General features: G+C 53.7%; 16 protein-coding genes. 5 read left to right on the top strand and 11 right to left on the bottom strand.

Going from position 1 to position 16321, the window contains the following annotated elements:
- Positions 1–26: 26 nt before the first annotated feature.
- Positions 27–626: a 5'-deoxynucleotidase gene (gene yfbR, locus EOS98_RS07370; RefSeq protein ID WP_000813885.1), complete on the top strand. Its 600-nt coding sequence runs from the start codon at positions 27–29 to the stop codon at positions 624–626.
- 91 nt (positions 627–717) lie between these two features.
- Here yfbR and EOS98_RS07360 read toward each other — a convergent pair whose 3' ends face one another.
- The 4 genes from EOS98_RS07360 to yfbV form a co-directional block, all read right to left on the bottom strand.
- Positions 718–2544: an SLC13 family permease gene (locus EOS98_RS07360; protein WP_001012857.1), complete on the bottom strand. Its 1827-nt coding sequence runs from the start codon at positions 2542–2544 to the stop codon at positions 718–720.
- A 76-nt stretch (positions 2545–2620) separates the two neighbouring features.
- Positions 2621–3298 (bottom strand): sugar phosphatase, encoded by a 678-nt coding sequence (locus tag EOS98_RS07355; RefSeq protein ID WP_001555201.1) that lies wholly within the window; start codon positions 3296–3298, stop codon positions 2621–2623.
- A complete protein-coding gene (locus EOS98_RS07350) occupies positions 3291–3785 on the bottom strand; it encodes a YfbU family protein (RefSeq protein ID WP_000426137.1) in 495 nt (164 codons plus the stop codon). The genes EOS98_RS07355 and EOS98_RS07350 overlap by 8 nt, the downstream gene beginning before the upstream one ends.
- Positions 3786–3867: 82 nt before the next feature.
- Entirely contained in the window at positions 3868–4323 is a 456-nt protein-coding gene (gene yfbV, locus EOS98_RS07345) for a terminus macrodomain insulation protein YfbV (protein ID WP_000106617.1), read from the bottom strand.
- 339 nt (positions 4324–4662) lie between these two features.
- On the opposite strand from yfbV, the gene ackA reads away from it, so the two are divergent.
- The 3 genes from ackA to yfcC all read left to right on the top strand — a co-directional run bounded on the left by ackA (position 4663) and on the right by yfcC (position 9824).
- Positions 4663–5865: an acetate kinase gene (gene ackA, locus EOS98_RS07335; RefSeq protein ID WP_126523942.1), complete on the top strand. Its 1203-nt coding sequence runs from the start codon at positions 4663–4665 to the stop codon at positions 5863–5865.
- A 76-nt stretch (positions 5866–5941) separates the two neighbouring features.
- Entirely contained in the window at positions 5942–8086 is a 2145-nt protein-coding gene (gene pta, locus EOS98_RS07330; RefSeq protein WP_000086692.1) for a phosphate acetyltransferase, read from the top strand.
- A 217-nt stretch (positions 8087–8303) separates the two neighbouring features.
- On the top strand, positions 8304–9824 hold the full coding sequence (yfcC, locus tag EOS98_RS07325; RefSeq protein ID WP_000117932.1) for a putative basic amino acid antiporter YfcC: 1521 nt from the start codon (positions 8304–8306) through the stop codon (positions 9822–9824).
- 48 nt (positions 9825–9872) lie between these two features.
- Here the strand turns inward: yfcC and EOS98_RS07320 are convergent, their stop codons facing one another.
- The 5 genes from EOS98_RS07320 to EOS98_RS07300 all read right to left on the bottom strand — a co-directional run bounded on the left by EOS98_RS07320 (position 9873) and on the right by EOS98_RS07300 (position 13854).
- Positions 9873–10826, bottom strand: a complete 954-nt coding sequence (locus tag EOS98_RS07320) for a transketolase family protein (RefSeq protein WP_079942174.1) — start codon at positions 10824–10826, stop codon at positions 9873–9875.
- Entirely contained in the window at positions 10819–11649 is an 831-nt protein-coding gene (locus EOS98_RS07315) for a transketolase (RefSeq protein ID WP_001103265.1), read from the bottom strand. Before EOS98_RS07315 ends, EOS98_RS07320 begins: the two co-directional genes overlap by 8 nt.
- Positions 11646–13037, bottom strand: coding sequence for a PTS ascorbate transporter subunit IIC (locus EOS98_RS07310; RefSeq protein ID WP_001518515.1), 1392 nt, complete (start codon positions 13035–13037; stop codon positions 11646–11648). Before EOS98_RS07310 ends, EOS98_RS07315 begins: the two co-directional genes overlap by 4 nt.
- A gap of 20 nt (positions 13038–13057) precedes the next feature.
- Positions 13058–13330: a PTS sugar transporter subunit IIB gene (locus tag EOS98_RS07305; RefSeq protein ID WP_000699818.1), complete on the bottom strand. Its 273-nt coding sequence runs from the start codon at positions 13328–13330 to the stop codon at positions 13058–13060.
- An 80-nt stretch (positions 13331–13410) separates the two neighbouring features.
- The gene (locus tag EOS98_RS07300) at positions 13411–13854 is read right to left on the bottom strand and encodes a PTS sugar transporter subunit IIA (protein ID WP_000901813.1); all 444 of its coding nucleotides are present in this window, start codon (positions 13852–13854) and stop codon (positions 13411–13413) included.
- A 252-nt stretch (positions 13855–14106) separates the two neighbouring features.
- Between EOS98_RS07300 and EOS98_RS07290 the strand changes: the two genes are divergently transcribed.
- Positions 14107–15126: a LacI family DNA-binding transcriptional regulator gene (locus EOS98_RS07290; protein ID WP_000026949.1), complete on the top strand. Its 1020-nt coding sequence runs from the start codon at positions 14107–14109 to the stop codon at positions 15124–15126.
- Between the two features lie 5 nt (positions 15127–15131).
- Here the strand turns inward: EOS98_RS07290 and yfcD are convergent, their stop codons facing one another.
- Both yfcD and yfcE read right to left on the bottom strand, forming a co-directional pair.
- Positions 15132–15686: an NUDIX hydrolase YfcD gene (gene yfcD / locus EOS98_RS07285; protein ID WP_000230215.1), complete on the bottom strand. Its 555-nt coding sequence runs from the start codon at positions 15684–15686 to the stop codon at positions 15132–15134.
- A gap of 56 nt (positions 15687–15742) precedes the next feature.
- Complete coding sequence (gene yfcE, locus EOS98_RS07280) at positions 15743–16294, bottom strand: phosphodiesterase (protein ID WP_000772458.1); 552 nt, start codon at positions 16292–16294, stop codon at positions 15743–15745.
- Positions 16295–16321: the final 27 nt, after the last annotated feature.

Below are 16321 nucleotides of genomic sequence, written 5' to 3'. Positions count from 1 at the left end.
GCCGCAGTGAAAACAAAAGGTAATCTATGAAGCAGAGCCATTTTTTCGCCCATCTCTCCCGCATGAAGTTGATTAACCGCTGGCCGCTGATGCGTAACGTGCGTACGGAAAACGTCTCCGAACATAGTCTGCAGGTGGCGATGGTCGCCCATGCGTTGGCGGCGATAAAAAACCGTAAATTTGGCGGTCAGCTCAATGCTGAACGCATCTCGCTTCTGGCGATGTATCATGATGCCTCGGAAGTACTGACCGGCGATCTGCCAACGCCGGTAAAATATTTTAATTCCCAGATAGCCCAGGAATATAAAGCGATCGAAAAAATCGCCCAGCAAAAGCTGGTTGATATGGCGCCGGATGAATTACGCGATATTTTCGCACCGCTTATTGATGAGAATGCCTGGAGCGAAGAAGAACAGGCAATCGTAAAACAGGCCGATGCGCTTTGCGCCTACCTGAAATGCCTGGAAGAGCTATCGGCGGGAAACAATGAGTTTGGACTGGCAAAAACGCGGCTGGAAAAAACGCTGGAATTACGTCGCAGCCAGGAGATGGACTATTTTATGGCGGTGTTCGTACCAAGTTTCCATCTCTCTCTTGACGAGATAAGCCAGGATTCACCGCTTTAGTTGCCGGATGGCGGCTAACGCCTTATCCGGCCTACCGTTCTTCCCGTAGGCCTGATAAGCGTAGCGCCATCAGGCCTTTTCCTGTCTGGGGTTAAAACGGAAACAACATCGGAATCATCACAATACAAACCGCCATCACAATAAGCGTGAACGGCACGCCAAGCTTCACAAAATCGCTAAAGCTATAGTTTCCCGGCCCCAGAACCAGAGTATTGACCGGCGATGAAACCGGCGTCATAAAGGCGGCGGATGCCGCCATCGCCACCGCCATCGCAAACGGATAGGGCGACACCCCCATCGATTTCGCCGCCGCCAGCGCAATCGGCGCCATCAGCACCGCCGTTGCCGTGTTAGAAATGAACAGTCCTATGACGGCACACAGCACGAACAGGCATCCCAGCATCATATACGGCCCATAGCCGCCGCCGATATTCATTAACCCTTGCACGACCAGAGAGACGCCGCCGGTTTTTTGCAACGCCTGCGCAAACGGCATCATACCCACAATCAAGATAATACTCGGCCAGTGGATCGCTTTATATGCGCTTTCAGCATCAATACAGCGAAATTTTCCCATCAGCAGGCAGGCGATAATCGCCGCGATCGGGTTGGGAATTTCATCGGTCAACATCAGCGCCACCATCAGTACCAGGCAGAAAATGGCGTGCGGCGCCTGGCTGTGCGCAGGAGAGGCTTCGCTGACCTCGACCGGCATATTCAGCACTACAAAGTCGCGGCCTTTTTGCCCCAGCAGGCTGATTAACTTCCAGTTCCCCACGACCAGAATGATATCGCCCATCAATAACGGCTCATCGGCCAGCGACCCTTCCAGCGCGACGCCGTCGCGTTTCAGGCCGACCACATTCAGCCCGTAACGTGTACGGAAAGCGATTTCACGCACCGACTTGCCAATCAGTTCAGACTCCGGAATAAGCGAAATTTCCGCCATCCCGACATCCAACGCCTGATCGGAAAAATATTCTCCACGCAATACCATCGGTTCCAGCAGTTGCTCGGCGCAGAACTCTCTGAGGTCAACCTCCGCCGCCGACATATCAATCAGCAGAACGTCGCGAGCGCGAAACTCCGATACGCCGTTCACATTGACGATAACCCGCCGAAAGCGCCGCCAGCGTTCAACGCCGATGACATTGGCGCCGTAACGTTCGCGCAATTTAAGGTCGTCCAGCCGCTGTCCCACCATTGGCGAACCGGGGCGAATCGCCAGACGGCGAGCGCGCCCCGTCAGACGGTACTCGCGGATAAGATCGCGGAAAGTGCGCCGCTTACCGGCCTGTTGTCCGGGCGCATCGCCTTTTAGCATGAAGCGCATCACCAGCATATAAACAATGCCGAGCGCCAACACCACTATCCCCAGCGGCGTCACGCTAAAAAAGTTGAACCCGTGCAGGCCTTCACGCAGCAGTTCACTGTTAACCACCAGGTTCGGCGGCGTCGCCACCAGCGTCATCATTCCGCTGATAAGCCCGGCAAAACTCAGCGGCATCATCAGGCGCGAAGGCGAGGTTTGCATATGCATAGAAACGCTAAGAACAACGGGGATAAAGATCGCCACCACGCCGGTTGAACTCATGAAAGCGCCAAGTCCGGCGACGGTGATCATCAGTAAAACCAGCATTTTGATTTCACTGCTGCCCGCCATTTTAACCAGCCAGGTACCGACCACCGTCGCAACGCCGGTGCGCACGAGGCCGTCGCCAATAATAAATAAGGCGGCGATAAGAATGACATTCGGATCGCTAAAGCCGGAGAAGGCTTCCGGAAGGGTCAAGGTACCGCTAAGGACAAAAGCAACAATGACGAATAAAGCCACCGCATCCATACGTACTTTGCCCGTCGCAAACAACACGACGGCAATCGCCAGTAAAGAGAGAACCCAAATCAATTCACCGTTCACAACATATCCTTGTCAGATGAGAAGATAACGCGATTCTGCCATAAATATGCCCCGCCAAAGCGGGGCGATATCATGATCAGGTCTTTCTTAACACCACCACATCGCCGTTTGGTTGTTTAGCGACCGATAATTGCGTCAGGCTATCCAACGCAAAATCAACATCCGCCAGACGCGGCGTGTCGGCCGGCGCATTGACCGCAATGACGTGGCAGCCCGCAGCCAGCCCGGACAGCACGCCAGCCGGGGCATCTTCTACTACGACGCACTCCTGAGGGGCCAGGCCAAGCAGTTGTGCGCCCAGCAAATACGCATCCGGCTCCGGTTTGCCGCGTTTGACTCGTTCGGCGGTGACAAACACCTCTGGCGCTGGAAGGCCCGCGACCTGATGGCGCGCACGCGCGACCGGCATTGAACCGGAGGTGACGATAGCCCACGGAATGCCCGCTTTATTCAGGTGATTGAGTAAATCGACTGCCCCCGGCAACGCGGTGATCCCTGCGGTTTCAGTGGCTTCTATTTGCTCCAGGCGCGTAAACTCAGCGGCAATTTCCGCCTCCGATTTACCCGCCATAAAATGCCGCAACGAGGTGATCGCCTGTTTGCCATGAATAAAGCCCAGCACCTCATCATGAGCAAGGTTAAAACGATCGGCCCAGCTACACCACGCGCGTTCGACGGCAGGTAATGAGTCAACCAACGTTCCATCCAGATCAAACAGAAAACCTTTACACTGCACGCGAGCCTCCTCAGGCATTAATGATTTGATTGATTTCATTCGCGCTCAGGTGGTACTGACGCGGGCAGGCATGCCAGACATTCAACATCCGCTGGTATTTTTCCCACATCGGCGTCTGGGCATTAAAGCCGTGCGTCCCGGCGTCAAAGTGAGTGTAGCGTCCTTCTATATTCACCATAAAACGGACATAGCCGAGGTAACGCGCTTCCGTCGCGGCGTCAAACCCCAGGAAGGTGACGCGACGTTCGTCGATGGTTTGCGTATCTTTGAGGTTGGTCCAGGAGACGTGCAGCGCATGGTACATCTCCATAATATCGATGATGGTACGACAGGTCTCTTCCGTCAGCTCGCCAAACTCGCGATCCAGCTCGCGCATCTGCAGGCCGTAGCCGCGTTCAATAATTGTTTGTAAGCGACGGTAACGCTCGGCGTTGGTGGGATCGAGCATCGTCATCATTTTGTACTGGTTAGACAAAATCAGACGTTGCGCGTTGGTCATTTCCATTTTGAACTCCTGTATCACGCTATAGCGATGAAAAAAAGAAGGCATTGGTATGCCTTCTTTTATATGCGTAATCCGGGGTCAATTACAAATCATCCAGGAAAGTTTTATCCAGTTGTTTGAAGGCGCGCTTAAGCGTGTCAGCTAATGCCTGGTAATCCGGCTTTCCTTCTACCGGCGCCAGCGCTTGTCCAGCCTCCTGCAATTTACCGCGAACTTCGTAAAACCAGTTAAGGATTGAAGGCGGCAATGGCGTCACAGAACGTTTCCCTAACCACCATAATCCCTGCATAGGCAAGCTCAGGGCGAACAGGGCGGTCGCCACGGCCGGACCTAACTGACCGCCCAGCGCTATCTGCCAGCATAATGTAAAGACGGCGACAGGCGGCATAAATCGTATGGCATAGCGCGTCATACGAATGACGCGGTTTTCGACGAAAACGGGCGCCAGCCGCTTTTCCATCGGCCACGTCTTCGCGTAGTGCTGCCCCCGGCGAAATAAGCTAAAAAAATTTACGGAGCGATTATCCGGTGTCGACATGGCCTACCTCAACTTCACATATAAAATTTAAAAAATTTGTGCAAAACAACAACTGCGAGGGACAACGTTCAAAACATTTTGTCTTCGATACCCACTATCAGGTATCCTGTGTCGGCCTGTCAAAGGCCGGTAGTTTAAAATCATTGAGTCGTCAATATTACACATAGTATGCCATTGGCTGAAAAATACGCAAAATGGCATAGACTCAAAGGTATTTCTTCCATCATGCCCAAAAAAACTCCTGCGCATGATGTTAATCATAAATGTCAGGGCTATCATGCGCTACGCTCTATGGCTCACTGACGTTTTTTTAGCCACGTATCATAAATAGGTACTTCCATGTCGAGTAAGTTAGTACTGGTTCTGAACTGCGGTAGTTCTTCACTGAAATTTGCAATTATTGATGCAGTTAATGGTGATGAATACCTTTCTGGTTTAGCCGAATGTTTCCATCTGCCAGAAGCACGCATCAAATGGAAAATGGACGGCAGTAAACAAGAAGCGGCTTTAGGTGCAGGCGCCGCTCACAGTGAAGCGCTGAACTTTATCGTTAACACTATTCTGGCACAAAAACCAGAACTGTCTGCGCAGTTAACTGCAATTGGTCACCGTATCGTACACGGCGGCGAGAAGTATACCAGCTCCGTAGTCATTGATGAGTCCGTCATTCAGGGCATCAAAGATTCCGCCTCTTTCGCACCGCTGCATAACCCGGCTCACCTGATTGGTATCGCCGAAGCGCTGAAATCTTTCCCGCAGCTGAAAGATAAAAACGTTGCAGTATTCGACACCGCCTTCCATCAGACCATGCCGGAAGAATCTTACCTGTATGCCCTGCCGTACAGCCTGTATAAAGAACACGGCGTTCGTCGCTATGGCGCACACGGCACCAGCCACTTCTATGTAACTCAGGAAGCGGCAAAAATGCTGAACAAGCCGGTAGAAGAACTGAACATTATCACCTGCCACCTGGGCAACGGCGGTTCTGTTTCCGCTATCCGTAACGGTAAATGCGTGGATACCTCTATGGGTCTGACCCCGCTGGAAGGCCTGGTCATGGGTACCCGTTCCGGCGATATCGACCCTGCGATTATCTTCCACCTGCACGACACTCTGGGCATGAGCGTGGATCAGATCAACAAAATGCTGACCAAAGAGTCCGGTCTGCTGGGTCTGACTGAAGTGACCAGCGACTGCCGTTATGTTGAAGACAACTACGCCACCAAAGAAGACGCTAAACGTGCGATGGACGTTTACTGCCACCGCCTGGCGAAGTACATCGGTTCTTACACCGCTCTGATGGACGGTCGTCTGGATGCAGTCGTGTTCACCGGCGGTATCGGTGAAAACGCCGCGATGGTTCGCGAACTGTCTCTGGGTAAACTGGGCGTACTGGGCTTCGAAGTTGATCACGAACGTAACCTGGCTGCCCGTTTCGGCAAGTCTGGCTTCATCAACAAAGAAGGCACCCGTCCTGCCATCGTTATCCCGACCAACGAAGAACTGGTCATCGCACAAGACGCAAGCCGTCTGACTGCCTGATTTCACACCGCCAGCTTAGCTGGCGGTGCTGTTTTGTATCCCGCCTGAAACTGGCGGTAACGAAAGAGGATAAACCGTGTCCCGTATTATTATGCTGATCCCTACCGGAACCAGCGTCGGCCTGACCAGCGTCAGCCTCGGCGTCATCCGTGCTATGGAACGCAAAGGCGTTCGTCTGAGCGTCTTTAAGCCTATCGCCCAGCCTCGCGCTGGCGGCGATGCGCCTGACCAGACCACCACTATCGTTCGCGCGAACTCTACCCTGCCGGCGGCTGAACCGCTGAAGATGAGCCACGTTGAATCTCTGCTCTCCAGCAACCAGAAAGACGTGCTGATGGAAGAGATCATCGCGAACTACCATGCGAATACCAAAGACGCGGAAGTGGTGCTGGTTGAAGGTCTGGTTCCGACCCGTAAACATCAGTTCGCTCAGTCTCTGAACTATGAAATCGCGAAAACGCTGAATGCGGAAATCGTTTTTGTCATGTCTCAGGGTACCGACACGCCAGAACAGCTGAACGAGCGTATCGAACTGACGCGCAGCAGCTTCGGCGGCGCGAAAAACACCAACATCACCGGCGTTATCATCAACAAACTGAATGCGCCGGTTGATGAACAAGGTCGTACTCGCCCGGATCTGTCGGAGATCTTTGACGACTCTTCCAAAGCGCAGGTGATCAAAATCGATCCTGCTAAACTGCAGGAATCCAGCCCGCTGCCGGTTCTGGGCGCGGTGCCGTGGAGCTTCGATCTGATTGCGACCCGCGCTATCGATATGGCGCGTCACCTGAACGCCACCATCATTAACGAAGGCGATATCAAAACCCGCCGCGTTAAATCCGTTACGTTCTGCGCGCGTAGTATTCCGCATATGCTGGAACATTTCCGCGCAGGCTCGTTGTTAGTGACCTCCGCTGACCGTCCGGACGTACTGGTCGCAGCTTGCCTGGCCGCGATGAACGGCGTAGAAATCGGCGCCCTGTTGCTGACCGGCGGCTATGAAATGGACGCACGCATTTCTAAACTGTGCGAACGCGCATTCGCCACCGGTCTGCCGGTCTTTATGGTGAACACCAACACCTGGCAGACTTCGCTGAGCCTGCAAAGCTTCAATCTGGAAGTCCCGGTTGATGACCATGAGCGCATCGAGAAAGTTCAGGAATACGTCGCGAACTACGTTAACGCTGAGTGGATCGAGTCGCTGACCGCCACTTCCGAGCGTAGCCGTCGTCTCTCTCCGCCGGCGTTCCGCTACCAACTGACCGAGCTGGCGCGTAAAGCCGGTAAACGCGTGGTGCTGCCGGAAGGCGACGAACCGCGTACCGTCAAAGCGGCGGCAATCTGCGCTGAACGCGGCATCGCCACTTGCGTACTGCTGGGCAACCCGGATGAAATCAACCGCGTCGCGGCATCTCAGGGCGTTGAGCTGGGCGCAGGTATTGAAATCGTCGATCCGGAAGTGGTGCGTGAAAGCTATGTCGCTCGCCTGGTTGAGCTGCGTAAGAGCAAAGGCATGACCGAACCGGTTGCCCGCGAACAGCTGGAAGACAACGTGGTGCTCGGCACGCTGATGCTGGAGCAAGACGAAGTCGACGGCCTGGTTTCCGGCGCGGTTCATACCACCGCCAACACCATCCGTCCGCCGCTGCAGCTTATTAAAACGGCGCCGGGTAGCTCCCTGGTCTCTTCTGTGTTCTTTATGCTACTGCCGGAGCAGGTTTACGTTTACGGCGACTGCGCAATCAACCCAGACCCGACTGCAGAGCAGCTGGCAGAAATCGCGATTCAGTCTGCGGATTCCGCCATTGCCTTCGGCATCGAACCGCGTGTGGCAATGCTCTCCTACTCCACCGGCACCTCTGGCGCGGGCAGCGACGTAGAGAAAGTACGTGAAGCGACGCGTCTGGCGCAGGAAAAACGTCCTGACCTGATGATCGACGGTCCGTTGCAGTACGACGCCGCGGTCATGGCTGACGTAGCGAAATCCAAAGCGCCGAACTCACCGGTTGCGGGTCGCGCTACCGTGTTCATTTTCCCGGATCTGAACACCGGTAACACCACCTACAAAGCGGTACAGCGTTCTGCCGACCTGATCTCCATCGGGCCGATGCTGCAGGGTATGCGCAAGCCGGTGAACGACCTGTCCCGTGGCGCGCTGGTTGACGATATCGTCTATACCATCGCCCTGACGGCGATCCAGGCTTCCCAACAGCAGCAGTAACAGTAAAAGCTAATGCCGGATGGCGGCGTGAACGCCTTGTCCGGCCTACAGGTGAGATACCGTTGTAGGCCGGACAAGACGCGTTAGCATCGCCATCCGGCATTCTGCTATTTACCCTGCAAAGCGGAATTTTTTGCTTAACTGCGCTGCATCAATGAATAACTATTCCCTTCTTCTCATACTTAGCCTCTTTGCTTTGCAACAGGGATAGTCTGTCATGTCTGTCGTTACAGAATCAAAAACAGCCAGAAAATGGGCAATGCCCGATACGCTGGTCATCATCTTTTTTGTCGCCATTTTAACCAGTATCGCCACCTGGGTCGTACCCGTTGGGATGTTTGATAGCCAGGAAGTGCAGTATCAGGTCGATGGTCAGACAAAAACCCGCAAAGTCGTCGACCCGCACTCTTTTCGCATTGTGACCAATGAGGCCGGGGAAGCGCAGTATCATCGCGTACAATTTTTCACTACCGGCGATGAAAGACCAGGGCTGATGAATTTTCCGTTTGAAGGGTTAACATCCGGATCGAAATTCGGCACTGCCGTCGGCATCATTATGTTTATGTTGGTGATTGGCGGCGCATTCGGCATCGTGATGCGTACCGGCACCGTGGATAACGGCATTCTCGCGCTTATTCGCCACACGCGGGGCAACGAAGTCCTGTTTATTCCGGTGCTATTTGTCCTCTTTTCGTTAGGGGGCGCCGTATTTGGCATGGGCGAAGAGGCGGTCGCCTTTGCAATTATCATAGCCCCGCTGATGGTCAGGCTGGGCTATGACAGCATTACCACCGTCCTGGTGACCTATATCGCCACCCAAATTGGCTTTGCCAGTTCGTGGATGAACCCTTTCTGCGTAGTCGTCGCCCAGGGGATTGCCGGCGTGCCGGTACTTTCCGGCTCCGGGCTGCGTATTGTGGTCTGGATTGTCGCCACGCTGATTGGGCTGGTTTTTACACTGGTCTACGCCTCACGCGTGAAAAAGAATCCTCTGCTTTCCCGCGTCCACGAATCCGATCGCTATTTCCGCGAACAGCAGGATGAAGTCGTCCAGCGCCCTTTCACCTTCGGTGACTGGCTGGTACTGCTGGTCCTGACCGGCGTAATGATTTGGGTCGTCTGGGGCGTGATTGTCCACGCCTGGTTTATTCCGGAGATCGCCAGCCAGTTTTTCACCATGGGCGTGGTGATCGGCCTCATCGGCGTTATCTTCCGCCTCAACGGTATGACGGTCAACGTGATGGCGTCCTCATTCACCGAAGGGGCGAGGATGATGATCGCACCCGCCTTGCTGGTGGGTTTTGCCAAAGGCATTCTGCTGCTGGTCGGCAACGGCGAAGCCGGGGAACCCAGCGTGCTCAATACGCTGCTTAACAGTATCGCGCATGGCATCAGCGGGCTTAATAATGCTATCGCCGCCTGGTTTATGCTGCTCTTCCAGGCGGTATTTAATTTCTTTGTCACGTCCGGTTCGGGTCAGGCGGCGTTAACCATGCCATTACTGGCGCCGCTCGGCGATCTGGTCGGCGTTAACCGTCAGGTGACTGTTCTGGCCTTCCAGTTTGGCGATGGCTTCAGCCATATCATCTATCCGACATCGGCCTCGCTGATGGCCACGCTGGGCGTGTGCCGGGTCGATTTTCGCAACTGGCTGAAAGTGGGGGCGTCGCTGCTGGGACTACTGTTTATTATGTCCAGCGTGGTCGTCATTGGCGCGCAGATGATGGGATATCATTGATCCAAAATGCCGGATGAGCATCAGCGCCATCCGGCAATATCTCCATGATTAAAGCAGTGATTTCGCGGCTTCTACAATCGCTGCGGCGGTGAGTCCGTACTCTTGTTGTAAGAAATCCTGCGTTCCTACCTGCCCATAACGCTCTTTGACGCCAACACGGCGCATCGGCACCGGGCAGTTTTCCACCAGCACTTCCGCCACCGCTGACCCCAGTCCATTATGGATGCTGTGGTTTTCACACGTGACGATACGCCGCGTTTTTTCCGCGTAGTTTTTCACCAACATGCGATCGATAGGCTTTAAGGTGAACATATCAATGACCGCGGCGCTCACGCCTTCCTGCTCCAGTTGGCGCGCCGCCTCCAGCGCCTCCGCCACCATAATGCCGTTGGCGATAAGCGTAATATCATCGCCCTCGCGCAGTACGTTGCCCTTGCCAATGGTAAAGGTAGAGCCTGGCGCATAGATACTCCGCGCCTGCTTACGGATGGTACGCAGCCAGTAAAAACCGTCCAGGTCCATTAGCTGGCGTAAAATATCCGCGAACATCACCGCATCCGTGACCTCCAGTACTACGGAGTGCGCCAGCCCGCGAACAATCCCCATATCTTCAAAAGACATATGGGTGCCGCCGTTATGGCACGCTGTCACTCCGGCATCGGAGGCGATCACTTTGACGTTGTTACGCTGATAATCCAGCGCCATGAAGAGCTGATCAAAACAGCGACGGCTGGCAAAAGCGGTAAAGGTATGCACAAACGGTTTACGACCGGTCAGCGCCAGCCCCGCCGCAGTGCCAATCACATTCGCCTCCATAATACCGCAGTTAATGACATGATGCGGGTAGTCACGCGCCACGCTGTCCATCGCCATTGAGCTCATTAAATCAGCCTCAAGCGCAATAATTGGGCTTCCGGCCTCAATCTGCCCGGCGACAAAACCGGCGTAAACTTTGCGCATTTCGATATCGTCTTTAAGCCCTGCGGGCGCAAGCTTAATCATGCATGACCTCCAGTTGATGAATGGCCTCATTGAGCGTCTGCTTCATGCCATCCGTCAGGCGTAAGTGGTGAGAATTCGTTAACTGCTCCAGGCATGGCACCCCCTGCCCTTTAATGCTGTCAAGGATCACAACCCGTGGCTGGGCATCGGCGGGCGGCACTGGCTGAACCACCGCCAGTAGTCCGGCGATATCATCGCCTTTGACGGTAACGACATCGAAACCAAACGCACGGAATTTCCCTTCCAGATCGAATGGATTGATAATCTCCTCCAGCTCGCCGTCAAGCTGCTGTTTATTCCAGTCAATGAAAACGGTCAGATTATTCAGGCGGTGGTGGGCAATAAACTGAAACGCCTCCCAGCACTGCCCTTCATTTAGCTCCCCATCGCCGACAATACAAAATACCCGGTTGGGTCGCCGCGCCAGTTTATGCGACAACGCCATACCGCCCGCAATAGAGATGCCCTGTCCCAGTGAGCCGGTCGTGGCGTCCACGCCGCGCGTTTTTAGCCGATCCGGATGGCTGGGAAGACGGGTGCCGTTCTGGTTAAGCGTATTCAGCTCTTCGCGCGGGAAATAGCCTTTAATCGCCAGGGTACTGTACAACGCGGGGCCCGCATGGCCTTTCGACAGTACGAAGTAATCGCGTTCCGGCCAGTCCGGGTCGGCAGGGTCGATTTTCATCACCGCGCCGTACAGAACCGCCAGAGTTTCCACTACCGACATGCTGCCGCCATAGTGACCAAAGCCAAGATGGTTTAAGGATTTGAGCGTGGCGACGCGAATATCGCGCGCCAGTTGGGTGATTTCGGTTACGTTCATTCTTTCGCTCCGCTATTTTCCTGCACTTCGGCATTCGCTTTTTTGTTTTTGGCCAACACGTTGTACGCCACCAGTAGCGCGAATAGCGCCACCACCAGCCCCGTGATAGCCATCGGCGACAGATAACGCGCCAGGTTGCCCAGCAAAATACCGATTACGCCAAAGTCAGCATCCGAGAACGTGGTATTGGCGAAGCCGATCGCGCCGAGAACCGGCAGTAACAGCACTGGCAGGAAAGTGATTAATAGACCATTAGCAAATGCGCCGATCATCGCCCCGCGGCGACCGCCGGTGGCATTGCCAAAGACGCCTGCGGTCGCGCCGGTAAAGAAGTGCGGCACAACGCCTGGCAGGATTAACACAAGCTTCATCTGTCCAAGCAGGAACAGCCCCACCAGCCCGCCGAGAAAACTGAACAGGAAGCCAATCAGTACCGCGTTAGGGGCATAGGGATACACCACCGGGCAGTCCAGCGCCGGACGCGCGTTTGGCACCAGTTTTTCTGAAAAGCCGGTAAAGGCCGGAACAATTTCCGCCAGAATCAGACGGACGCCTTGCAGAATGATGAATACGCCGGCGGCGAAGGTGATTGCCATGATGATGGCGTACACCAGATAGTTTTGCCCGCCGCTAAACGTCGCTTCGACATACTCACGCCCTGCGCTGACTGCCATGATCAGATAGATAATCATCATGGTCAGCGAAATCGAGATAGAACTGTCGCGTAAAAAACTGAGGTTTTTCGGCAGGTTCATCTCTTCCGTGGAGCGGGAGCCTTTACCACACAGGCTGCCAATCCAGCCGGAAAGCACATATCCCAGGGTACCGAAGTGACCAAACGCAATGTCATCGGTACCGGTAATCCGCCTCATATAACGTTGGGCCAACGCCGGGAAGAAGGCCATCACCAGCCCCAGGATTAGCGATCCGGTGAAGACCAGCCCTACGCCCTCAAACCCCGCCACGGTCAGGATTACGCCAATCATACAGGCCATATAAAAGGTGTGATGCCCGGTCAAAAAGATATATTTAAGACGCGTAAAGCGCGCCACGACAATATTGGCCACCATACCAAATGCCATAATTAACGCCGTGGACGCGCCATATTTCTCCAGCGCGATTGAGACTATCGCTTCATTATTAGGAATAATGCCCTGAATATTAAAAGCGTGTTCAAACATACCCCCTAGCGGATTTAATGAACCCACCAGTACGGTTGCGCCACCGCCAAGCACAATAAAACCTAAAATGGTTTTAATCGTGCCTTTCACCACATCGGAAAACGCTTTTTTCTGCGCCACCAGACCAATCAGCGCAATTAACCCTACAAGAACCGAGGGCACTTTTAAAATATCAACAACAAAATTCAGCGTTTCAAGGATAAACATATCCACCTCGCCAGCAATAATTATTGTTTAGCGAACCATGCGCGCAGCTGCGTTTCCAGTTCGTTGATGTCGATGATGTTATTGATCACCACCAGTTGGCTTTCCGGTACGCTGGCGCTGGCCGCAATATCTTTGGCCATTACAAAAAGATCGGCAGCCCCGGGCGTGGCCGATGAGAGATCGGAGTGTTCCACTTCAGCGTCAATATTGAGTTTCTTTAATACTTTTTTAATGTTCATTTCTACCATAAAACTACTACCCAGGCCGGAACCGCAAATTGCCATGATTTTCATTATTGTCACCTTTTAAAAGTAGAGTTGGTCTGCATCACGCACGGGCGTAATGTTATTTACCGCAAGAAAATGGAATAAAATCAGAAACGGTCAATAATCGTTTTAATGTCCTCCAGGTTTTTTGCCTGATGTAATTTTTCCATATCTACATCACTGGAAAATAATTCCGCCAGCGCCGATATCATTTCGATATGACTGTGCTTATCAGGCGCCGCCAGCATAATAATGATGTCAACCGGATCAAATTCGTCTGCGCCAAATGAAACGCCGCGCTGTAGTTTCAGTAACGATAAACCTAACCCTTTCGCCCCCTCTTCCGGCCTCGCATGCGGCATCGCTAACCCTGGCGCTAATACATAATACGGCCCAAGCTTTTGGTGCTGCTGAACAATCGCCGTAAGGTATTCCGGTGCGATAACACCTGCGTCCAGCAGGGGTTTGCCGCAAATTTCCAGCGCCTGCGGCCACGTTTCCACGCTCTCCTGTAGCGTGATGGTTGCGTCAGATAACCAGGTTCCCAGCATGTTATTCGCCCCCACGGTGTATGAAATTATGAACAAACTTTATTCAAGCCATTCGATATTAGCTGCGATCGTTATCACAAAGATAGCGCTACCAGCGACTATTACTCAGAATTGTGATAGCGCTATCAAATTAAAATCATGGTGTGAAATCACAGCAAAAAAGCGGATTTAAGGCGTATACTGCCAGTCATGCGAAGCAAAGAACGACAATAAAAAAGCATCTCAACATGTTGTAATGACGCAGGAATTTGTATGTCGATACCCCGTAAACGGCGCAGTACCGGTAAAGTGACTATCGCCGATGTAGCCCAACTTGCCGGTGTAGGCACGATGACCGTATCACGAGCCTTACGCACGCCGGAACAGGTCTCTGATAAACTCCGGGAAAAAATCGAAGCGGCAGTGCATGAGCTGGGCTATATGCCTAATCTCGCCGCCAGCGCGCTGGCGTCTGCCTCCTCGCACACCATCGCAATGGTCGTACCGAACCTTGCGGAAGCGGGGTGTTCTGAAATGTTCGCCGGGCTGCAACAAATTTTACAGCCCGCAGGCTACCAGATAATGCTGGCGGAATCGCAGCATCGCGTGGAACAAGAGGAGAAGCTGCTCGAAACGCTGCTGGCCTCCAACATTGCCGCGGCGATTCTGCTTAGCGTCGAACATAGCACTACCGTGCGCCAGTGGCTGAAAAATGCCTCTATCCCGGTGATGGAGATGGGCGCGATTCGCAGCGATCCTATTGATATGAATATCGGTATTGATAACGTTGCGGCAATGTATGAGCTGACGGAAATGCTGATTCAGCGCGGTTATCAGAATATCGGGCTGCTATGCGCCAATCAGGAACAGTGGATTTTTCAGCAACATCTGCACGGCTGGTACAAAGCGATGCTTCGCCACCATATGTCGCCAAACCGGGTGATTAATGCCGCTTTGCCGCCCAATTTTTCTACCGGCGCGTCGCAACTGCCGGAGTTTTTACTGGCGTGGCCGGAGCTGGACGCGCTGGTATGCGTATCGGATGAGCTGGCCTGCGGCGCGTTATACGAGTGCCAACGACGGCGGATCAAAGTTCCGGACGATTTAGCGGTGGTCGGGTTTGGCGATAGCGATGTCAGCCGGGTCTGCCAGCCGCCGTTAACCACCATGGCCGTACCGCACCGTAAGATTGGCAGTGAAGCCGGACGGGCGCTGTTGGAAAGGTTAAATCAGGGAAACTGGAGCGATCGAAAATCCATCGCCTCCAGTTTATGTATGCGGGAAAGCTGCTAAAACGCTTATTCCGTCTCTTCCGGTTTCTCCTGAAGCGCGGCTTCGTTTTTGGCGTTGCGGGTCATCCACAGCGCCAGCGCTTTGAGCGAATCTGGCGTAAACTCATCACAGCGCGCGGTGATCTCCTCCGGAGTCAGCCAACACACTTCGCTGACTTCATCTTCCTGAAGCGCGAAAGGCCCGTGGGAAACGCAGCTAAACAGCGCGCCCCAAACCCGGCAATGTTGGTCTTCAAAGTAAAACAGACCGTGTTCGGCAAACGGCACGCCTGCAATACCCAACTCTTCTTCCGCTTCGCGGCGGGCAGATTCCAGTAGCTGCTCATCAGCCTGGACCACGCCGCCTGCGGTAGCATCTAACATACCGGGCAAAAAATCTTTTGTTTCGGTACGACGCTGCACCAGAATTTTACCCATACCATCATGAACGACGATATACGTCGCACGATGCCGTAAGCGTTGCGCACGCATCTGTTCCCGGCTGGACTGTGCAATGACTTCATTGTCTTCATTCACAATATCCACCCATTCCGTACTTGCCAAACGACGCTGTTCCACCATCAGGAAACCTTCTTATTTCTGGCGCTCTTACGGCGCATTTACGTTTGTGAGGTAAATTACGAGTTAATTGCAACCTGCGCAATGATACTTTGATCATTGAGTGCGATTACGCTCAACACATTATCATCCAGAATACCGTAGCTTGCTGCATACCCGCCTTTCGGGATGCTCACTGACCCAGGATTAAAGTGATACAGTCCTTCCTGCTGTTGCGCCACCGGCAGATGCGTATGACCATAAACCAACACATCGCCAGTATGCAGAGCGGGCAGATTCGTCGGCCCGAAGAGGTGCCCATGCGTTAAAAATAGCCGCCTCTCTTGCGTCAATATTTGCTGCCACGGCGCAGTTATCGGGAAATGCAGCAGCATCTGATCCACTTCGCTATCGCAGTTGCCGCGCACGGCAATGATTTGCGTCGCCACCGCGTTCAGGCGTTCGGCAACCTGGGCGGGCGCATAGCCTTCAGGCAGCGCATTTCGCGGCCCGTGGTTAAGGACATCGCCTAATATCACCAGCCAACGCGCGCCGCTTTGCGCGAACCGCTCAAGCACGCGTTCCGTGGCGGGTAAAGAACCATGAATGTCCGATGCGAACATCAGTTTCATCGCTCACTCCTCGTTGTGAAAAACGGC

The organism is Salmonella sp. SSDFZ69 (assembly GCF_004010755.1).
Taxonomy (GTDB): domain Bacteria; phylum Pseudomonadota; class Gammaproteobacteria; order Enterobacterales; family Enterobacteriaceae; genus Salmonella; species Salmonella enterica.
The sequence above is the reverse complement of the archived record's forward strand: the minus strand, read 5'-3'. Positions and strand labels throughout refer to the sequence as shown.